The organism is Streptococcus australis (genome assembly GCF_015553625.1).
Classification (GTDB): domain Bacteria; phylum Bacillota; class Bacilli; order Lactobacillales; family Streptococcaceae; genus Streptococcus; species Streptococcus australis_B.
Genome location: NZ_JADNGY010000003.1, coordinates 126,159 through 145,723 on the forward strand (window position 1 = coordinate 126,159; position 19,565 = coordinate 145,723).

The window sequence follows — 19,565 nt, forward strand, 5'->3', positions numbered from 1 at the left end:
CCTCACAAGAGAGCCTCGATAAGGGCATTGGCCTGGTCGAAATAAAAAGGTTCTCGTTGATAAACAATCCCCGTCTCCTGGGCCAAGCTCACTAAGAGCTCCATAAAATGTTGAGAAGAGAAACCTGTCGTCCGGTGCAATTTTTCCTCATCAAAGGGTTTGATCAAATGGGCCAAAGGATTGCGGACAGATTTTTCCAACTCCCGCAGTTGCTTGGCCGCATCCATGGTGGAATCCGGCAAGTCTAAAAGTAAAATCAACTCCGTCAAACTGGACGAATTGACTGCACTCTCGCTATGGAAATTCTGCAAGGCTGGATGGTCAGATGACCGAATTTTGTCAAACTTCCAATGGTCATAGCTAGACTCCTTGGAGTTGTGAATGTAGTCTGCAATATCAGGGATCTGCATTTCAATCAAGCGCATAAAGATCCGGTAAATAGCAGGACTCACCGCACGAATGAAGTCAATCATCTGATCGTTGCGGAGCTTAGCTTCTAAGTCATAAAGGTAGTTAGCTAGCTGTTCCTCTTCTGGATCCTCATGCCAAAAAAGCTGAAAACCTGTTGCATCCAGCAACTTGGTTCTCAACTTTTGGTTCATGATTGGCTGGATATTAAGCTCTCGACGCTCGGCCATTAAGTCCAATAAGGTCAAGACAAGCTCTGGCACTTCCTTCTGCTTCTTAGCAGAGCGGAGGGCCCGACCATACTGGTAGGTCTGAAGGTCGTAAAGCCACTCATCATGAAGATATTCTGTCATTAGTCTGCAATCAAGGTTTCAAGACCAACTTTCATCATATCTGTGAAAGTATTTTGACGTTCTTCAGCTGTCGTATCTTCTTCTGGATTGACCAAGCTATCAGAAATGGTCATGATGGCAAGGGCATCAACATGGTATTGAGCGGCAAGATAGTAAAGCGCTGCCGCTTCCATTTCTACAGCTTTTACGCCCCATTTACCAAGCTCTAAGTTCTTTTCAAAGTAGTTTGAATAGAAGACATCAGAAGACAAGACATTGCCGACATGCGTCGTCATGCCAAGGTCTTTGGCAATGTGGTAGGCTTTATCTAACAAATCAAAGCTAGCGATTTGTGGGAAATCGTATTGAGGCCAATCGTTGCGGATGATGTTTGAGTTGGTTGCAGCTGCTTGAGCCAAGACCAATTCACGGACGTGAACATCCTCATTCAAAGAACCAGCCGTTCCCACACGGATTAATTTCTTCACTCCGTAGTCAACAATCAACTCGCGCGCATAAATAGAGATGGATGGCATCCCCATTCCTGTTCCCATAACAGATACACGGTGACCTTTGTAAGTACCTGTGTAACCAAACATGTTACGGACTTCGTTAAAGCAAACAGCATCTTCAAGGAAATTCTCAGCGATAAATTTCGCACGAAGAGGATCTCCAGGAAGGAGAATTTTATCAGCAATTTCACCTTGCTTAGCAGCAATATGGATAGACATAATTAAGATATAGAGGGCGACAGAGAACAAAGTAAAAATAGGAAACTGACGACGCATCGTAGATGCTGGACAGTTTATCTTTTTTACACAGTTCTCCGCCCGTATTCAGTTCAGCGAATACGGTTAACCCTACCTTTCTGTGTGTATTTTGTTCAGAAAAGCTTTCCGCTCGTGTTCATAGAGAACACACGCTCTAGCTTCTTGTTTTTTTCTTATAGGTCAGGCCTCAGATTCTATTTGAACCCCAGACTAACCTGACCTATTGCGTATACATCAATTATACCATAAGAAGATAGAATTCATCTAGCTTGTAGGGTAAATCCCCTCCATAAAAGCTCCTGAATCTTATCTACTTGAAGACTCCTTTAATTTTCTCCCCATCATACAATCCAATCTTTGGGTCAAACCAACAGTTAGAAAGGCTGTTAGTAAAAGGTAAGGCAGCGCATCTAATCCTTGACCTGTAAATCCAATCACCAAACCTATTGCAGAAAAGGGAGCCTTTAAGGTCACGGTCAAAAAGCAGACAGCTCCAATAAGTAAGATGGAAGATGGACTCTCAAGTCCAAAAGCTAGAGTGAAAAGTGCCGCTCCTGCCATCCCCAAGGCAAAGGAAGGCGTCAAAGTCCCTCCATAAGCTCCCGCCCAGAGAGTAATCAAAACGACAAGTACCTTTAGGACAAACAAGAGGAAGGCCGTCTTCCATGAAATTCCATTAATGACCTCCTGAGCTACCATTCGTCCATTTCCAAGAAGGTGGGGCAGTTTCTGAGCTAGGCCAGCTAAGAAAAGAAATGCAAGTGGAAGAGTCATGAGAATACGCTTATCTTTAATCCGATGAGCAGTAACTTGCTTGGTCAATCGCGCAAATCCAAAGGCTAGGGGCGTTAAGACCAAGACTAAGATTGGCATCAACCACAACACCTGTAGTGACCAAGTCGTAACCGGCAGCTTGTAGAGTGCATGATCTGAAATCACCCAACCTGCCGTATAAGCAGCCACATATGTGGAAATCCCTGCCAAGAAAAAGCGTTTAAGTGAAAATGCAATGCCTAAGGTTTCAAAAATAAAAAACACACTCGTTAAAGGGACTTGGTAAACCGCAGCCAATCCTGCTCCCGCCCCACAAGCGATCAAAAAAACACGATCTGCCAGCGGCAGGCCAAAACCTTTCGCAAGACGACCTGCCAACAAGGCCCCGATCTCTCGGGGCGCTCCTTCCTTGCCGATCGGTGCTCCTCCTCCAACAGCCACAATTTGCCAGCTAGAATGGAGCAATTGTCTCCAGAAATGAAGGGAAAGACGGGAATCTTCCTCATTCATCTGCCCCTTGATGGAGAGAAGCTTCCCCTTTCGTTGCAAAAAATACCAGACTAAGGCTGAAGTAAGACCTACAATTAGTAAATTGATTCCTATCCGATAAGGGGGAACTCCATCCGTCAAAAAACTAGACTCATGCTCGGAGTGACCAAATACTAGCCCTTCAACAAATTCTAGAAGATCATGAAGAATAATACCTGCAAAACCCGAAACAAGCCCTAGCAGACAAGCTGCTAGGACTATTCTCAGTTTATAGGGAATTGCTTGGATGATTCTCACAATTCTTTCCATCTTTTTTACAATTCAGCAAGAATCGCTTTCAGCAATCCTTTGAAGTCTCCTTTGACGCGCTCTGTCACTTCCACTACTTCTTCGTGGTTGAGCTCTTCTTGGAAACCAGCCGCAAAGTTGGTAATACATGAAATACCAAGAACCTTCAAACCAGAGTGAGCAGCAATGATGACTTCAGGAACAGTTGACATTCCGACAGCGTCTGCACCAAGAGTCTTATATGCACGGATTTCAGCTGGAGTTTCATAAGTTGGACCAGTCACACCGATATAAACTCCATCATCCAACTTAATACCCAATTTGTCTGCTACTTGATGAGCAGTTTCACGGTATTCTGGAGTGTAAGCTTTGGACATATCAGGGAAACGTGGACCAAAGTCATCCAAGTTTTCACCGATCAATGGGTTTTGACCTGTCATGTTGATGTGGTCAGTAATAGCCATCAAGGTACCAGGACCGAAGCCGATACCTCCAGCAGCGTTGGTGACAAGCACCCCTTCACAGCCCAATACTTTCATGACGCGAACTGGGAAAGTCACCACTTCTAATGGGTTTCCTTCGTAGAAGTGGAAACGTCCTTGAAGGGCCAAGACTTTACGTCCAGCAAGATCACCATAAACCAATTTACCAGCATGTCCGACTACTGTTGATTGACCCCAGTTTGGAATGTCAGAGTAGTCTACTACGACGGCATTTTCGATTTCTTCAGCCAATTCTCCAAGACCTGATCCAAGGATCAAACCGAACTCAGGAGCTTCGATTCCTTTGCCCTTCAAAAATGCTGCTGTTTCATTGATTTTTGCTAATAATGTCATTGTGTTCCTCCTATTATTTCTTAAGTAATGCACCGATTTTGTCAAAGGTGTTGGCGTTGCGAATAGTCATCTGGCGATAGAAAGGCATCTTCATCAGATGTTTGTGGTAGGCCGTTTTAACATAGCTTTCTTCTGAGAATTTCCCCCAGAAAACCGCTAGCTTGCCAAAGTGGAGCACTTCTTCTCCTAAATCTAAAGCCAGCAGCTTCTCTTCTACGGATTCCCTACCCAAACCCTCGGTGTAAAAGAGGACATCCTTACGAGCCATCTCTTCTGTCCACCATTCCGGTAAGTTCGCACATTCTGCTTCATAGTCTTCTCGACTCAAGAGAGAAAAGCGCTCAATAAAGGGATAATGGTTCCCAAAGAAGGTCGACAGCCCCTCCACTAATTGAGTCCGCGAAAGATCCGTCGTAAAGAAGATATTGCCACTATTGATGTAGGTTTCCACTTGGCTGAGGCCTAGCTCCGTCAATTGATGACGCAGATCCGCCATGACCACCTTATTCTTGCCGCCAACATTGATTCCTCTTACGAGTAAGGCAAATCGCATCATCTTAGACCAATTTATCTAAGAAGCTTTCACCGATCATGGCTTTCTCCACACCGAAGTTGTCCGCCACTGTAGCTGAAATATCCGCAAAGTGTCCAACTGGAATCAAGCCACTACCTTTGAAGGATGGGCTGTAAGCCAAGAATGGGATATACTCACGCGTATGGTCAGTACCAGCATAAGTTGGGTCATTTCCGTGGTCAGCTGTGATCATCAAGAGATCATCTTCTTTCATAGCAGCGATGATTTCTGGCAAGCGCTCGTCAAACTCATGCAAGCAATCACGGTAACCGTGTGGATCACGACGGTGTCCATAAAGGGCATCGAAGTCTACCAAGTTAGTGAACGAGAAGCCATGTTTAAAGTCTTCTGATTTCATAGCCTTGATCAAGTTGTCAATACCGTGGCTGTTTGATTTGTTGTGGCCCATATCATGGTTGATACCAGCGCCGTTGAAGATATCGCTGATCTTACCAACTGAGTAAGTATCGATACCAGCTTCGTTCAATTTGTCCAAAACAGTTGGCGCAAATGGTGAAACGGCCAAGTCACGACGGTTGGCTGTACGAGTGAAGTTTCCTGGTTCCCCAACATAAGGACGAGCAATGATCCGTCCAAGAAGGGCTGGACGTTCCAACGTAATAGAACGAGCGTATTCACAGATACGGTAGAGTTCATCCAAAGGAATGATGTCTTCGTGGGCTGCAATTTGAAGAACTGGGTCAGCTGATGTATAGATGATCAACTCGCCGGTTTCCATTTGGCGTGGTCCGAAGTCATCGATGACCGCTGTACCAGAATAAGGTTTGTTAGCTTCGCGGATGACCTTACGACCTGAGAATTCTTCAATCTTAGTAATAATTTCTTCTGGGAATCCATTCCAGAAAGTATCAAAGGGTTCTGTAATATTAAGGCCCATGATTTCCCAGTGACCTGTCATGGTATCTTTTCCAAGAGAGACTTCTTCTAACTTCGTTGCGTAACCAGTTGGATTGCTCTCAGCAGGTACAGTCTTCAAGGCTTGTTCACGCGGAATATTTCCAAGACCAAGCTTTGCCATGTTTGGTACATTCAAACCAACTGCTTTTGAGATGTGTCCAAGTGTGTCAGATGCGCCGTCAGGTACACCAGCATTGACAAAGTTATTAGCATCTGGAGCTGCTCCGATCCCTACTGAATCCAATACAACTAAATGCATACGATTAAATTTTGGCATTTTGAATGTCTCCTTTATAATTTAAACTGAATACAGTATAACACAATTTTTTGAAAATGTAACGCTTTCATATAAAATTTTATAAATAAGTTTCATATCCGTAGAAAAAAGGACAAAATGCCCTTTTTAAAGTGATTTGCTTATGATTTTTGGACCTTCTGGTGTCCCTACGATGACTTTAGAAACCATTCCTAAGAAGAGACCATGGTCGACAACACCGACAGTCCGGTCCAACTCTTCTGCTAAGGCTTCAGCGTCTGGGATCACTTTCAAATCCAAATCAATGATAAAGTTCCCTTGATCGGTCACAAAGCGCTGTCCATCTTTTTCACGGTAAGCTGGTGAATAGCCCTTCTTTTCAAAATGACGGAAAAGATTTTCTGCTCCGTATTGAACCACTTCTACTGGTAGTTTAAAGGCACCAAGCGTCTCCACTTGTTTTGACTCATCAACAATCCAGATGCAGTCTTTTGAGTTGGTCGCAACGATTTTCTCCATCAAGAGGGCACCGCCACCACCTTTGATGCCGTTCAAAGCAGGGTCTACTTCGTCCGCACCATCGACGGTCAAGTCCACCACTTCTACATCGTCAATCGCTTTTAGCGGAATACCCAAGCCTTCTGCCTGCTCATAGGTCACGCTTGAGGTCGTTACAGCTGTAATCTTCAAGCCTTCTTCCTTGATGCGACGCCCCAATTCAGCTACAAAATAATAAGCAGTTGACCCTGTACCGAGACCGACAATCATGCCGTCAGTGACAAACTCAGCCGCCTTAATACCTACCTGTTCTTTTAGGTTTACCATCTTAGACCTCCATTTCTGTTCGTATTTAGTATAGCATATTGGCGGACAGATTTCACTACTTAACTGAAAACCTTTTCAACTCCTCCTTCTAAAAGCAATATCTTGCCCCTCTTGCTAGTTTACGATAGAATAGAAGAGAATACACAGGAAAAGAGAAGATACATGATTACTAGAGAATTTGATACCATCGCTGCTATCTCGACCCCTCTCGGTGAGGGAGCAATCGGGATTGTCCGCCTAAGCGGAACAGACAGCTTTAAAATCGCGCAAAAGATCTTTAAAGGAAAAGACTTAAGCAGCGTTGCCAGCCACACCCTCAACTACGGCCACATCGTGGATCCAGCTAAAGATGAGATTCTGGATGAAGTCATGGTCGGTGCCATGCGCTCGCCTAAGACCTTCACTCGTGAAGACATCATCGAGATTAATACCCACGGTGGGATTGCGGTGACCAACGAAATCCTTCAATTGGTGATTCGCGAAGGCGCTCGATTAGCTGAGCCTGGTGAATTTACCAAGCGGGCCTTCCTGAATGGTCGTGTCGATTTGACCCAAGCTGAGGCAGTCATGGATATTATCCGCGCTAAAACCGACAAGGCTATGAACATCGCAGTCAAACAGTTGGACGGATCCCTATCTGATCTCATCAACAACACGCGCCAAGAGATCCTCAATACTCTGGCTCAGGTCGAAGTCAACATCGACTATCCTGAGTACGACGATGTCGAGGAAGCAACCACTGAGATCATCCGCGAAAAGACCACTGAGTTTGAAGCCCTCTTGACCAATCTCCTCAAGACAGCTCGCCGGGGTAAGATCCTTCGCGAAGGAATCTCAACTGCTATCATCGGGCGGCCAAACGTCGGTAAATCCAGCCTTCTGAACAACCTCCTGCGCGAGGAAAAAGCCATCGTGACCGATATCGAAGGGACGACCCGAGATGTCATCGAGGAATACGTCAATATCAACGGGGTTCCCCTCAAGCTCGTCGATACGGCTGGGATCCGGGAGACAGAGGATATCGTCGAACGCATCGGGGTGGAGCGCTCTCGCAAAGCCCTCAAAGAAGCCGACCTGGTCCTCCTGGTCCTCAACGCTAGCGAGCCTCTGACTGATCAAGATCGGCAGCTCCTTGAGATCTCCCAAGACAGCAACCGCATCATCCTACTCAACAAGGTCGATCTCCCGCAACAAATCGAGTTGGATGAGATCCCAGCTGATCATATCAAGATTTCTGTCCTCAAAAACCAAAATATCAACCAAATTGAAGACCGGATCAATGCCCTCTTCTTTGAAAATGCTGGCCTAGTGGAGCAAGATGCTACTTACCTCTCCAATGCCCGCCACATCTCTCTCATTGAGAAAGCCGTTGAAAGCCTCCAAGCAGTCAACGAAGGCCTGGCCATGGGTATGCCAGTGGACCTGCTTCAAGTCGATCTAACCCGCACTTGGGAAATCCTCGGAGAAATCACAGGGGATGCTGCACCAGACGAGCTCATCACTCAACTCTTCAGCCAGTTCTGTCTTGGAAAATAACCATCAAAAAAAAATCGTATGTTGCAAACATACGATTTTTCTATTCTTAATTTCCTTGGTCCAGACTTTGGACGGTTTGGTAAGCTTGGTAGATCAAGAAGAGTCCTACTGCTGTTAAGAAAGGGATAGCGAGAGGGAGTTCTGTCTCGATTTGGCCAAATGGTGAATTGCCGACAAAGTGAAGGCCAAAGCCAGCTACAAAATAGAACCAACCCGTCACCATCAATTCCTTGCGACCTTTTGTAGCTTGAAGGATCAAGTAGAGACCTAGCATGAACAGAGCTGTGTAGACCCAGTGAGATACGACCCCATTCATGATCCGGCCTAGGATACCAGATACTGCATAAGAGAAACCTTCTGGCATGTCTTGACGGATATAGGCAAAGTCCTCCACAATCTGGAAACCAAGACCAGATGCAATAGCTAAAAGGAAGATGGACTTGATCCGACGCACATTGAATAAATAGAGGACAAAGAAAATCGGAATCAACTTGAAGGGTTCCTCAAAGAGCGGGCCTGCAATAGCACTCTCGTACTGGTTCCAAAAATCGCTATTGGGCGCTACTGCTTGAATCATCTCATGGAAATAGGTATTGGCAAAACTAGACAACCAACCTGCGATAAAGCCGCCACCTAGAAGTGAAAAGAGGACCGGAATCCAGGACAACTTCCACTTCTTCGCGAAATGAAAGAGAGCCCAAACAGCAGGAATCGCATAAACTAAGAGCAAGAGGACAGAGATACCAATGATCCCATACTGAGATCCAGTCATCCAACCAGCTGTGATAGACTGCGTCTCATAAGCTAGACCAATGGAGAGTAAGAATAAAAATAGAAACAAAATCGATTTGCGTTTCATAAAAAACCTTTCTTTAAAACAATTAAAAAGGCTGGAAATCCAGTCTTTTTGTCTGTATGGTTATTGTAACAATAAAATCTTAAAAAAACAATAAATGGCTACGGAAATTGCGATTGCTGGTTACTGTTAATCCTTGCGATGAAGAATTCTACATGATAAAACATAAGACATAACATTGTCAGGAAAATCAGGTTGAGTTTTTACTCATCGGGTTTCAGTGCTATCCCTGAAACTTCGGTTTCTAAACAACTGGAATTGCGATTAAATAGTTCGCCCCCAGTGTTATCAGTTCTAGACTTCAGTCTTGACTTATTTAAACTAGTAAAAGGCTCTTAAAAACATATAATAGATCTGCTATCTTGAATCAATATAAGTTTAAGAATCAAGATGAAATGTATAAAATTAATATTTTCTAGTGATTAAAACTATATTTTTTTTCTCTATTAATAAATGCATCTTCTCCACCCTCTAGAATATCACAAACATGTGTTCTAATACTCTGTTTTTGAAGTATAAATTGAGATTCTAAATTGTTCTTATTATTCTCTAAAGCTCCATTTATATAGTCAAACTTCTCACCATTTTGATTTGGAAAATCATCAGATTGTTGATTTGCTACAATAATATTTTCCGCATCTCCAGCCACAACTATATTGGGATTATGAGTAACAATTATTATTTGCCGTTTTAGTTTGGTTTGTTTAATATACTGCGTTAGTTGATTATATATTGCTCTATTATCCAAACTGTCTTCAGGCTGGTCAATTAATACTGGGATTTTACTATCCGAAAATTCCAATATTAATTTTAATACTATAAATGCTTTTTTCCCAGGAGACATTTGATCAAACTTATCACCTTGATATTCGATTTCAAATTGATAGTCATAAAAATTTGTTGTAAAAAAATGCTCTATATGGTTTAACTTATTTCTATTACCATTAAATGTGAGATTATCATCTTCAAATATTGAGTCAATTACCTCATCAAAAGAATTTGTTAGTTTATCTATAAAATCTTGTTTTGAACGACCACGGGCACTGATGTAATCAAATTCCGGTTCAAGATCTTTTAAATTAAATTCAATTGAGATTTTTAAACTATCGTCATCTTCAATTTTAAAAGAACTTAACAAATCCTCTCTATATTTGGAATAAACTTTATATTTTGAAATAATTTTATTCTTGATATCTATATTCTCTTTATCAAGTTCATTTTTTCTATTTTTGAATTTTTCAATCCTAGATAAATTATCATATTCACCCTTAATAAGAGAATTTAATCTTGCTATTTCTGAATTATTTTTAGTAGCCTCAATACATCTTTTATAAGTACTATCATTTTCTATACTATTTATCTTATTTTCATTAATTCGAATTTGATCTTCTTTATTTAATTTAATTCTTCCAATTTCATATTCTTGTTGTTTTCTAAATGTATCTTGTAATCTAGCATTCAGTTGACCAATCTCGATTCTCAAATCTGGTGAAGGCGACAATGTATTATCATAACTTTTAATTTCAAATGTAATTGGTGGTATACTAGATAAATATTTTAAATCGGATTCATAAATGGCTCTTTTGTTTTTTAACTCTTGTAATTCTCTATTTTGAGTTTCAAATAACTTACCCTCCATTTCAGATATCTTACTATCATCCATTAATAATTTTATATTAGCCTCATAGTTTTCTATTCGATTTTTCGTAGCTTGCTCCTCTGCTTCAGGCTTAACCAACTCACTAATTGAATTTTGATTCTCTTTATAATTTTCAAGCAACTCAATAATTTCAATTCGCAAATTGTTACAGTTTTGCTCATATTTCTTTAGCTCAAGGTCCATATCTTTTGACTGAATAATACTTCCCACTAAATCCTTAAGTTTCTCCCTTTCTCTAGCTAAAGTATACATATGCTCTTGAGGTATATACTCAATGCGTCTAGAATTGTCTTCTTGTTGGTCTTTCCAAATAATTTGAAAATCATCCAAATTTTCAAATGAGTAGGCCTTAGTACTCAATTCATGTCCCAATTTTTTCGCAATTGAATTTAATAAAGTTGACTTACCAGTTGAACGTCCCCCAATAATTGCATTTAAATTTTCAGATAAATATATGTTACAATTCTTATAATGGACGCTGTCAATGACAAGTTCATCTTTTTCAAGAATTGGTTTATCTTTCTTAACACAAATACGATACTCAGGTTCATATTTTATTTGCTTTAAACCTTCAAAAGTTAAATCAGCTTTAACCCAAGAATATTTTGTTCCGATTTCTTCTAATGAATGAGCATCTGAAGATTGAAGTAATGGCCTAACATATGGTGAATGATTCAGCCAGTATTCTCTATCGTTCATGATATTATTATGAGCACATTTTTTATCTTTACAAGTTGCTGGATCATCACAACTCGAATGAATCAGAAAATCTGATTTAACACAGATATTTTCATAAACTGCCATATTTTTAGGATCAGAGTCGCTAGTAGCACTACCGTGACCTCTAGCAAGAAAACCAGTCAAAAACCTACCACCTAAATCATTATCGTTATTTAACACGTTCATCAATGTACTGAAATCAATATTTGCAACATTTTCAATTTCACTATTTGTTAGAGTATTAAAAGATTTATCTGTGCTACCAATATTAGCTTTTAATTGTGCAAGTATATTTTTTATAGTTACATCTTCTAACTCATTATCAAAAATTATATGGTAATCAAAAAGTTGGTCATGTTTATTGATGTATGAAAGTCTTACCTCAAGATTTAAGAAAGTTGCTATACCTATATTGTTTAACTTATTTTTTAACCTAAAGTCTTCCTCAGTAAAATTAAAATAATTCGTCAATCCAACTGCAGAAATATTACTTTCTATTATTTTTTGAATAAATTTATCTTCAAATATTTTTCCTTTACCATCTGATAATCCAAACTGATTATTTACCATAGTATATGGAGAGTGGATATGCATATCCCATTTTCTATATTCTGATCCTCTGTTTGACACTTTTATCCTCCAATTTATCATACTAATTTTATTAAAGTGATTACATCTCTCTCAATCTTTCCCTAACTTCATCCTTACTTACCTCTTCGTTAAAGAATGGTAAGCCAACGATTCGGTACCGATCATCATCTATGAGAGTTTTCGCTTCGTCTCGCTCAGAAATTTGACGCAAGAACTCTTCCTTCCAACCTTCTTTACCGTTTACAAATGTACCTTATGAATCTAAAAATTGACTTTCTTTAGGTTCTATAAAAATATGCCATGAAACATTATCATAGACCTATGTAATTAATGAGTTTTATATAAATATTGTAGGTTATTATTTAACAGTTAATAACTCCAAAACTAAACCATTCTTAATCAGACCTCCTATCAATTATTATATTAATACAATTTTACCCCTTCTTTCCTAAAAAATCAAACCATTATATGCAATTGTCTGGAATATTTTACTAATTTATTACTAGCTCCAATTCACCCCATTCTTTCATTATCACAAACAAAAAAAGCGTGCATTCACGCTTTTTAGTCTTCCCATTTTGGTTGGCTAATTTCTGCAAAGGTATCGTCCTGATGGATCGCTTTTTCCACCTTCTCCACTTGGACGACTTGGAGCGGGATCTTCTTAAAAGATCCCCAGTCTGTGACAACCTCCATTCAATATTGTTTCTTTACGACCCAGCTTTTTTCTTCCCTTACATCGACACTCCCTACTCGTACTTGAGGCCGCTAGCTTTCATGGATTAAGCATTGGGTCAAAGCTATGAGCCGCTCACCCTCATCTGCTATCTCCAACTTGGTCAACAGCTCTTGATCACTGACATCTTTTATCAAGATACTTCTTAGGTAGTTATCAAACCCTTTCAGATACTTGAATCCTAGCCAAAGCAAGCCCATAATCAGCGCGAAAAAGAGAATGATAAAGATATAGTAGAGAAAAATTGGAAAGTCTGAGCCTTTTGCATTGGACTCACCAGTGAAAAACAAGAAGACAAAACTCAGCAAGAAGAACCCTGGCATCAGAAAGAAAATCCAGAAGATGGTCGATCCATACACAAGAAAATCAGAGAGATTTTTCCCCACAACTAAGGCTCCAATGGAGGCTTTCTTTGGTGTTCCCATCTTGGCTGACTGATTCATTTTCCCCATGACCTACTCCTTTCAGTCTAGCTACCACATTCCCATATGATTTACGAATTTACAAGCTATTTCAATGACAATACATCATCCTCTGAAAGTTTCCCTCTCAAGGCAACCCACATTTGCTCAGTAAGTGAAATTAATTGTTCTCTTCTTCCACTATTATACCATACAAGCACTTTCTCAAAGATCCATCCTTGTATAAGCCAACAAAAAAACACTGAATTTTCAGTGTTTTCTTTTTAAATTCTGTCCCCTGCCGGAATCGAACCAGCAACTACTCCTTAGGAGGGAGTTGTTATATCCATTGAACTAAGGGGACCTATAAAAAAAGAAGCGAGATCACTCCCGCCTCCTCATTCGTCTTAACGACGGATTTCTTTAATACGAGCTGCTTTACCTTGCAATGCACGAAGGTAGTACAATTTCGCACGACGTACTTTACCGTAACGTACAACTTCAATCTTTTCTACACGTGGAGTGTGTACTGGGAATGTACGTTCAACACCGACACCGTTAGAGATTTTACGAACAGTGTACATTTCAGTGTGTCCTTGACCTTTACGAGCGATAACAACGCCTTCAAAGATCTGGATACGTTCACGAGTTCCTTCGACAACTTTCGCGTGTACACGAACAGTGTCACCAGGACGGAATGCAGGGATATCAGTACGAAGTTGACCTTCAGTCAAGCTTTGAATTAATGGATTCATTTTATTCTCCTATCTTCGTCAATCTTGAGGGCTACTCCCTCAGCGGATAAACTGTATTTTTGTGCTTCCATTACGCACAAAGTTTATAATACCAAAAGAATGTCCTTTTGTAAAGGATTATTGCAACTTTTTCGCAACTTTTTGTCCACCATAGATAGACAGGGCTGGAAAGAGGCGAGTTGCGACTAGACAAACCAAGAGAAAGGCTGGCCAATGCTGGAAACCAAAGACCTCACACCCAATCAAGATAGGTCCAATCGTCGTCGAGGTTGCTCCGGCAAAGACTGCCGCATAGCCTAAGGCAGCTACCAGATAAACCGGAAGTCCAAAGAAAGGAGCTAGCCAGACACCCAGACTGGCCCCGATAGAAAAGAGCGGGGTCACTTCTCCTCCCTTATAGCCTGCAGCAATGGTCGTCACCGTGAAGAGTAGCTTGAGGATCCAGTCTGCCCCAGTAATCAAACTCTTCCCATTAGCAATAGTAAAGCTTTGAGAAATCAGGTTTGTCCCCAGTCCCGTGTAGCGACCTGTCCCAATCAGATACAAGAGAATACTCAGGCCGAGACCAACCACTCCAATCCGTACATAGGAATTGACAAAGGCTTGGGCAAAACTTTTTTTAAAGGTGCCTAGGAGATAGGCAAAGAGCTTGCCTGTCAAACCAAAGATGACTCCCAAGAGAAGCAACTGCAAGAAGACTTGTGGGGATAGGGAGAGTTTGGCAGAAATGACTTGAGTAAACTTTTCTAGTCCCAAGGTGTGAGAAGTCCAACTAGCAACAAAGGATGCAATGGCCGCAGGATAAAGAGCCCGCCACTCCAGTCTCCCAACCACTAGGACCTCCATGGCAAAGAAGATGGCAGCTAGAGGCGTCTGAAAGAGTCCCCCGAAGCCGGCAGCCATCCCAGTGACCAAATAAATCCGTGAAGCGTGAGGGCCAAGCCAGTCTCTTCGAAGAGCATGGGCCACCGTTCCCCCAAGCTGGACCGCTACTCCTTCTCTACCAGCAGATCCACCAAAGAGATGGGTCAACCAGGTAGAAAGGATGGTCAAGGGAATCAAGCGCTTGGGAATGGCTTTCTCCCTTCCCTCTCCTACTTCAAAGAGGAGCTCCATCCCTTTTTGACTCTTACCTCCATAGGTGCGATTGAGATAGGTGATCAAGATACCGGCTAGAGGCAGAAAGGGTAAGAGATAGAGAAGGTAATCCGTACGAACTTCTCCAATCCCAATCAAGACACGCCCGAAGAGGGTATCAATTACCCCGACGATCCCCCCGATTATAATTGCATCTAGGGTATAAACCAAGGTTCTTTTAATTATCGTCATCTCAAGCACCTTCGTCCCCATCTAATTGATCAGCCTGGTAGCCTCTGGAGCGCTTCATCAAATCACGATAAGTCGCAAGGATGGTCTCTTCATAGCGCTTGTCCTGCACCAAGCCAGCGACATTGGCTAAGACCTCATCTTCTCTGGCCCGATCCAAGATAGGATTTTGATGAGTTTCTTTGTACCGAATGATATCTTCTACACAGTGCATCCGGCGTTCCAATAAATGGACCAATTCTTTATCGATGCTATCAATCTCTTGGCGAATCTTCTTTAACTCCATACTGGTCTCCTCACTTTTTGCTCCCATTTTATCAAAAATCGAGCTATCTTACTAGCCCTATCCAGCTATTGAACATTTTCAACCACAAAAAAAGTGCCTGCAACATGCAAACACCTTTCTTAATTATGGATTAGCCTACTTTTGCTACGACTTCTTCTGCAAAAGCTTCTAATTTTTCAATATCTTCATCTTCAGCTGATAAGTCTACCTTGACGCACTCAGAACCTTTGACAGCCCCGGTTGCTGCAAAGACACGATCAAAGTCATCGACTGCTTTACAAAACTCATCGTAGAAGGTATCACCTGAACCAACAACACCGTAAATCTTACCATTCAAATCAAGACCAGCTAAGTCTTCATAAAAGTCTACGATTTCGTCAGGAAGCTCACCATCACCGTAAGTATAGGTTGCTACGACTGCAATGTCAGCTTCAAGAAAGTCCTCTGCGTCTACTGTTGTACATTCGTCGACTTCTACTTCGACACCAAGATCACGAAACTTATCGGCTACGATATCAGCAATCTCTTCTGTATTTCCTGTCATACTTGCAAAAACAATCTTTGCTAATGTCATAATTCCCTCCAAATAATAATCTTATGACATTATACCACTTTCGCTCGAATTTTGCATAGGGAAGTACTGGGGACCTGGCATTGTTCGGAAATTCCCCACCAGAGAGCCAGACAACCTTTTTCTTTTCCAAATGCCCTGCTTATGCTAAAATTGAATGAGAACTAAATGAGGTACTATATGCAGATTACACAGGACATTTTAGAGAAAATCAACCAATACGATACCATTATCCTTCACCGTCATATGAATCCCGATCCGGATGCGATCGGAAGCCAGGTCGGCCTGAAAGAGATCATCCAGACCAACTTCCCAGACAAAAAAGTCTTAGCTACCGGCTTTAATGAGCCGACTCTTGCTTGGATGGCTAGCATGGATGCTGTCACAGATGAGGACTATGCGGGTGCCCTGGTCATTGTCTGCGATACTGCCAACACCCCTCGCATCGATGACAAACGCTACACAAGTGGCGATTTTCTAATCAAGATTGACCACCATCCAAACGATGATGCTTACGGAGATCTCCTCTGGGTAGACACTGACTCGAGCTCTACGAGTGAACTCATTACCCTCTTGGCTCTTGAACAAAAGCTTGAAATCACTCCAGAAGCAGCCCGTCTCCTCTATGCCGGTATTGTCGGAGATACTGGACGCTTCCTCTACCCTTCAACGACGAGCCGGACTTTCGAGATGGTTTCCCACCTTCGTAGCTTTAACTTTGACTTTACCGGTCTTTCTCGTCACATGGATAGCATGAGCTTTAAGATTGCCAAGCTTCAAGGCTATGTCTATGACCATCTCGAAATCGATGAAAATGGAGCAAGTCGCGTGACCCTTACCCATGAGCTCCTCAAACACTACCAAATCACTGATGCCGAAACTGCTGCGATTGTCTCAGCACCTGGTCGGATCGAAGACGTCAGTGTTTGGGTCATCTTTGTCGAGCAAGCCGATGGCCACTACCGCGTCCGTATGAGAAGTAAAGCTCTGGTGATCAACGAGATTGCCAAACGCCACGATGGTGGAGGCCACCCACTCGCAAGTGGAGCCAATTCTTATTCCTTAGAAGAAAACGAGCAAATCTATCGGGAACTACAGGAAGTTGCCAAGGCAAAGTAGGTGTTCATGAAGGATCAAATACACAGGTCAGTCATCTCTAGTGGAGATGATTGGTCTTTTTTCATTTTAAACAAAAACGAATGAATGTTAATAAGATTTAGAAAAATGTGAACGATTTCTTACATTTCCATTCCAGTTTGAGCTTATTTATGCTATAATAATCACAAAAAAAGGAGACGTTTTATGCATAAACATCGTATTTTTATCATTGTCGCAGCAGCTCTTACTGCCATTTCTACCTTTTTGCCGTGGAGTACACTTAATGGTGGATCCTTCGGAAGTTATTCTTTCAGTGGAATTCGAGGTGAATTTGGATGGGTCATCGTTGTCCTAGCTATTGGTGCCATCGTTCTAGCTTGCCTTCCAAACATTGCTCCACCAATGAACAAGAATTTTTCCATTGGTGTCATTGCTATCGGTATTCTTGAAAGCTTAATTACGATCATCACTATGTTTAGAGTCTTGGGTGCTTCATCTGAATTCGGTGATGGCTTTTCTATTGGTTTTGGTTTGATTATTGCAGTCATTGCAAGTATTGCTCTTGTTGTCACAGGACTTCTTGCGATGTCTGGTGGTAAAATCACTAAAGGGACATTCCAAGAACTTGCATCAACAAGTAGAGGATTCGCACAGTCTGTTGCATCATCTGTCCAATCACCACAACAACCAGGTCAACCTGGTCAACAACAATGGCAACAACCACAACAAGGGTTTGGTCAGCCTGCCCCAGGACAAGGATTCCAACAAGCGCCTCAACAAGGATTTGGTCAACCTGCTCCAGGACAAGGGTTCCAACAAGCACCTCAACAAGGGTTTGGTCAACCTGGTCAACAACAATGGCAACAACCGCAACAAGGGTTTGGTCAGCCTGCCCCAGGACAAGGGTTCCAACAAGCACCTCAACAAGGGTTTGGTCAACCTGCCCCAGGACAAGGGTTCCAACAAGCACCTCAACAAAGGTTTGGTCAACCTGATCAACAACAATGGCAACAACCGCAACAAGGGTTTGGTCAACCTGCTCCAGGACAAGGATTCCAACAAGCGCCTCAACAACCTCAACCAGGGTTCCAACAAGCACCTCAACAGCCTCAACAAGGTTTCCAACAAGCACCTCAACAAGCTTGGCAACCACAAGAGCAACAGCAACCTCAACAACCAGAACAGCCAACTACTGAACCTGGTCAAGAATAAAAAGATTTCTATTGATTATACATGTCTAACATTTCCTTACTAGGGGTGTTGGTCAGAGTGGGAAAAGCTTGCCTAACAGGATGAGCTTCTCCCACTTTTTTTCTCTATAAAATGCGAAAAATTTGGTAAAAATCCTTGCCAAACTCTTTTGTTTTTGATAAACTAGCTTAGTAACAATCTATGGCTCGGAAAGAGACCATGGCAGAAAGGAAATATTGCAAAATGAAAAAAGATATCCATCCAGAATATCGCCCTGTTGTCTTCATGGACACTACTACTGGTTACAAGTTCCTTAGTGGTTCAACTAAGTACTCTAGCGAGACTGTTGAATTCGAAGGTGAAACTTACCCATTGATCCGTGTTGAAATTTCATCAGACTCACACCCATTCTACACTGGACGTCAAAAGTTCACTCAAGCAGATGGACGTGTGGATCGTTTCAACAAAAAATACGGTCTCAAATAAGAAACCCATCAAAACCACTTCCACTTGGCAGTGGTTTTTTTCTTGTCCTGCCCAGCACAAAAACACCGCTCCTTCAGGTTCCTGAAAGAGCGGTTTCTTGTTATTCGTAGTCGCCACCGGTAAAGTTGAAGTATTCTTCTAAGCTTTTTCCTGATGCTGCGACATCTTTTGCATCTTCTCCGATATAGCGAAGGTGCCAGCTTTCCGGCATGTAGCCCGTGCTCGCTTCTTTTCCTTCTTGATAACGGACGATAAAGCCATACTTGGCAGCGTTCTTGAGCAACCATTTGCTTGCGCCTTGTTCTTGAACGAGATTGCCACTGGTATCGATGAGGTCAAATGCTAGACCTGTCTGGTGTTCGCTATAGCCAGGACGAGCTGAGTAGCGATCTGCTGCAGCGGCACCGTCTTGATTGACATAGCTTTGGTAGAGATCTACTTGGGTCTCATAACTGCGGAAACCACTGTACTGATCGCTGATAGCATACCCTTCAGCCTGCATGGCCGCGATTAACTCGTGCAAGGCCGCAACAGCTGTTGGATCTTCACCTGGATTGTAGTCTGCAGCTAAGGGGTAGTGCTTGTTAGCAATGACGATATCTCCAGACTTTCCTTGGACACTGTAATAAGAGCCATTAAAGGAAACACCTTGGTCCACCGTTACTTCGCCTGCCTTCTTCGTTGACTTTTTGTTATCGTCAGATGAAGTTGCTTCAGAAGCACTGGTTTCTTTGCTGGCTGACGACTGAGCGACTTGCTTACTGGAAGCAGGCTCTTTTTGAGATGAGCTTTTTGACTCCTTCTGTTGGCCACAAGCACCTAGGCTCAACAGAACCAGGCCAGCAAGCGTCCATTTTGTCATGCTTAATTTCATCATAAACC

The 19,565-nt window shown here is 42.2% G+C and carries 20 protein-coding genes and 1 tRNA gene; 4 read left to right on the forward strand and 17 right to left on the reverse strand.

What is annotated here, in order from left to right; translation table 11 throughout:
* Window positions 1–2: 2 nt before the first annotated feature.
* The 7 genes from I2D56_RS03595 to rpiA form a co-directional block, all read right to left on the reverse strand.
* Window positions 3–761: a hypothetical protein gene (locus I2D56_RS03595; RefSeq protein ID WP_123159242.1), complete on the reverse strand. Its 759-nt coding sequence runs from the start codon at window positions 759–761 to the stop codon at window positions 3–5.
* The gene (gene deoD, locus I2D56_RS03600; RefSeq protein WP_195348038.1) at window positions 761–1,471 is read right to left on the reverse strand and encodes a purine-nucleoside phosphorylase; all 711 of its coding nucleotides are present in this window, start codon (window positions 1,469–1,471) and stop codon (window positions 761–763) included. Before deoD ends, I2D56_RS03595 begins: the two co-directional genes overlap by 1 nt.
* A gap of 345 nt (window positions 1,472–1,816) precedes the next feature.
* The gene (locus I2D56_RS03605) at window positions 1,817–3,082 is read right to left on the reverse strand and encodes a chloride channel protein (RefSeq protein WP_195213961.1); all 1,266 of its coding nucleotides are present in this window, start codon (window positions 3,080–3,082) and stop codon (window positions 1,817–1,819) included.
* A 5-nt stretch (window positions 3,083–3,087) separates the two neighbouring features.
* The gene (locus I2D56_RS03610) at window positions 3,088–3,897 is read right to left on the reverse strand and encodes a purine-nucleoside phosphorylase (RefSeq protein WP_123159244.1); all 810 of its coding nucleotides are present in this window, start codon (window positions 3,895–3,897) and stop codon (window positions 3,088–3,090) included.
* Between the two features lie 13 nt (window positions 3,898–3,910).
* A complete protein-coding gene (locus tag I2D56_RS03615) occupies window positions 3,911–4,453 on the reverse strand; it encodes a DUF1697 domain-containing protein (protein ID WP_195213962.1) in 543 nt (180 codons plus the stop codon).
* Window position 4,454: 1 nt separating this feature from the next.
* Window positions 4,455–5,666: a phosphopentomutase gene (locus I2D56_RS03620; RefSeq protein ID WP_195347983.1), complete on the reverse strand. Its 1,212-nt coding sequence runs from the start codon at window positions 5,664–5,666 to the stop codon at window positions 4,455–4,457.
* Between the two features lie 126 nt (window positions 5,667–5,792).
* Window positions 5,793–6,470, reverse strand: coding sequence for a ribose-5-phosphate isomerase RpiA (gene rpiA / locus I2D56_RS03625; protein WP_040803071.1), 678 nt, complete (start codon window positions 6,468–6,470; stop codon window positions 5,793–5,795).
* A 162-nt stretch (window positions 6,471–6,632) separates the two neighbouring features.
* On the opposite strand from rpiA, the gene mnmE reads away from it, so the two are divergent.
* The gene (mnmE, locus tag I2D56_RS03630; protein ID WP_195347984.1) at window positions 6,633–8,006 is read left to right on the forward strand and encodes a tRNA uridine-5-carboxymethylaminomethyl(34) synthesis GTPase MnmE; all 1,374 of its coding nucleotides are present in this window, start codon (window positions 6,633–6,635) and stop codon (window positions 8,004–8,006) included.
* 46 nt (window positions 8,007–8,052) lie between these two features.
* Here the strand turns inward: mnmE and I2D56_RS03635 are convergent, their stop codons facing one another.
* The 9 genes from I2D56_RS03635 to I2D56_RS03670 form a co-directional block, all read right to left on the reverse strand.
* On the reverse strand, window positions 8,053–8,865 hold the full coding sequence (locus tag I2D56_RS03635; protein ID WP_195347985.1) for a PrsW family glutamic-type intramembrane protease: 813 nt from the start codon (window positions 8,863–8,865) through the stop codon (window positions 8,053–8,055).
* A 412-nt stretch (window positions 8,866–9,277) separates the two neighbouring features.
* The gene (locus I2D56_RS03640; RefSeq protein WP_195347986.1) at window positions 9,278–11,872 is read right to left on the reverse strand and encodes a TrlF family AAA-like ATPase; all 2,595 of its coding nucleotides are present in this window, start codon (window positions 11,870–11,872) and stop codon (window positions 9,278–9,280) included.
* 525 nt (window positions 11,873–12,397) lie between these two features.
* Window positions 12,398–12,529, reverse strand: a complete 132-nt coding sequence (locus I2D56_RS09845; RefSeq protein WP_267472196.1) for a hypothetical protein — start codon at window positions 12,527–12,529, stop codon at window positions 12,398–12,400.
* Between the two features lie 72 nt (window positions 12,530–12,601).
* On the reverse strand, window positions 12,602–13,021 hold the full coding sequence (locus I2D56_RS03645) for a hypothetical protein (protein WP_229050177.1): 420 nt from the start codon (window positions 13,019–13,021) through the stop codon (window positions 12,602–12,604).
* Between the two features lie 241 nt (window positions 13,022–13,262).
* A tRNA-Arg gene (locus I2D56_RS03650) sits at window positions 13,263–13,334 on the reverse strand.
* Between the two features lie 43 nt (window positions 13,335–13,377).
* Entirely contained in the window at window positions 13,378–13,725 is a 348-nt protein-coding gene (rplS, locus tag I2D56_RS03655) for a 50S ribosomal protein L19 (protein ID WP_003016418.1), read from the reverse strand.
* 117 nt (window positions 13,726–13,842) lie between these two features.
* A complete protein-coding gene (locus I2D56_RS03660; RefSeq protein ID WP_195347987.1) occupies window positions 13,843–15,054 on the reverse strand; it encodes a chloride channel protein in 1,212 nt (403 codons plus the stop codon).
* A 1-nt stretch (window position 15,055) separates the two neighbouring features.
* Complete coding sequence (locus I2D56_RS03665; protein ID WP_195347988.1) at window positions 15,056–15,337, reverse strand: chorismate mutase; 282 nt, start codon at window positions 15,335–15,337, stop codon at window positions 15,056–15,058.
* 130 nt (window positions 15,338–15,467) lie between these two features.
* Entirely contained in the window at window positions 15,468–15,911 is a 444-nt protein-coding gene (locus I2D56_RS03670; RefSeq protein WP_023026746.1) for a flavodoxin, read from the reverse strand.
* A gap of 177 nt (window positions 15,912–16,088) precedes the next feature.
* On the opposite strand from I2D56_RS03670, the gene I2D56_RS03675 reads away from it, so the two are divergent.
* From I2D56_RS03675 to I2D56_RS03685, 3 genes are all read left to right on the forward strand, one after another.
* Window positions 16,089–17,027, forward strand: a complete 939-nt coding sequence (locus I2D56_RS03675) for a DHH family phosphoesterase (RefSeq protein WP_195347989.1) — start codon at window positions 16,089–16,091, stop codon at window positions 17,025–17,027.
* Window positions 17,028–17,210: 183 nt separating this feature from the next.
* Window positions 17,211–18,218, forward strand: coding sequence for a hypothetical protein (locus tag I2D56_RS03680; RefSeq protein ID WP_195347990.1), 1,008 nt, complete (start codon window positions 17,211–17,213; stop codon window positions 18,216–18,218).
* A 222-nt stretch (window positions 18,219–18,440) separates the two neighbouring features.
* On the forward strand, window positions 18,441–18,683 hold the full coding sequence (locus tag I2D56_RS03685; protein ID WP_003016441.1) for a type B 50S ribosomal protein L31: 243 nt from the start codon (window positions 18,441–18,443) through the stop codon (window positions 18,681–18,683).
* Window positions 18,684–18,783: 100 nt separating this feature from the next.
* Here the strand turns inward: I2D56_RS03685 and ldcB are convergent, their stop codons facing one another.
* Window positions 18,784–19,557: an LD-carboxypeptidase LdcB/DacB gene (ldcB, locus tag I2D56_RS03690; RefSeq protein ID WP_195347991.1), complete on the reverse strand. Its 774-nt coding sequence runs from the start codon at window positions 19,555–19,557 to the stop codon at window positions 18,784–18,786.
* Window positions 19,558–19,565 lie beyond the last annotated feature (8 nt).

Coding starts and splice junctions, on each gene's coding strand:
- I2D56_RS03645 (WP_229050177.1), bottom strand. CDS start 13,021: ATGGGGAAAATGAATCAGTCAGCCAAGATGGGAACACCAAAGAAAGCC.
- I2D56_RS03670 (WP_023026746.1), bottom strand. CDS start 15,911: ATGACATTAGCAAAGATTGTTTTTGCAAGTATGACAGGAAATACAGAA.
- I2D56_RS03605 (WP_195213961.1), bottom strand. CDS start 3,082: ATGGAAAGAATTGTGAGAATCATCCAAGCAATTCCCTATAAACTGAGA.
- mnmE (WP_195347984.1), top strand. CDS start 6,633: ATGATTACTAGAGAATTTGATACCATCGCTGCTATCTCGACCCCTCTC.
- I2D56_RS03615 (WP_195213962.1), bottom strand. CDS start 4,453: ATGATGCGATTTGCCTTACTCGTAAGAGGAATCAATGTTGGCGGCAAG.
- I2D56_RS03675 (WP_195347989.1), top strand. CDS start 16,089: ATGCAGATTACACAGGACATTTTAGAGAAAATCAACCAATACGATACC.
- I2D56_RS09845 (WP_267472196.1), bottom strand. CDS start 12,529: ATGGAGGTTGTCACAGACTGGGGATCTTTTAAGAAGATCCCGCTCCAA.
- I2D56_RS03595 (WP_123159242.1), bottom strand. CDS start 761: ATGACAGAATATCTTCATGATGAGTGGCTTTACGACCTTCAGACCTAC.
- ldcB (WP_195347991.1), bottom strand. CDS start 19,557: ATGAAATTAAGCATGACAAAATGGACGCTTGCTGGCCTGGTTCTGTTG.
- I2D56_RS03685 (WP_003016441.1), top strand. CDS start 18,441: ATGAAAAAAGATATCCATCCAGAATATCGCCCTGTTGTCTTCATGGAC.
- I2D56_RS03680 (WP_195347990.1), top strand. CDS start 17,211: ATGCATAAACATCGTATTTTTATCATTGTCGCAGCAGCTCTTACTGCC.
- rpiA (WP_040803071.1), bottom strand. CDS start 6,470: ATGGTAAACCTAAAAGAACAGGTAGGTATTAAGGCGGCTGAGTTTGTC.
- I2D56_RS03635 (WP_195347985.1), bottom strand. CDS start 8,865: ATGAAACGCAAATCGATTTTGTTTCTATTTTTATTCTTACTCTCCATT.
- I2D56_RS03620 (WP_195347983.1), bottom strand. CDS start 5,666: ATGCCAAAATTTAATCGTATGCATTTAGTTGTATTGGATTCAGTAGGG.
- I2D56_RS03665 (WP_195347988.1), bottom strand. CDS start 15,337: ATGGAGTTAAAGAAGATTCGCCAAGAGATTGATAGCATCGATAAAGAA.
- I2D56_RS03660 (WP_195347987.1), bottom strand. CDS start 15,054: ATGACGATAATTAAAAGAACCTTGGTTTATACCCTAGATGCAATTATA.
- I2D56_RS03610 (WP_123159244.1), bottom strand. CDS start 3,897: ATGACATTATTAGCAAAAATCAATGAAACAGCAGCATTTTTGAAGGGC.
- rplS (WP_003016418.1), bottom strand. CDS start 13,725: ATGAATCCATTAATTCAAAGCTTGACTGAAGGTCAACTTCGTACTGAT.
- deoD (WP_195348038.1), bottom strand. CDS start 1,471: ATGTCTATCCATATTGCTGCTAAGCAAGGTGAAATTGCTGATAAAATT.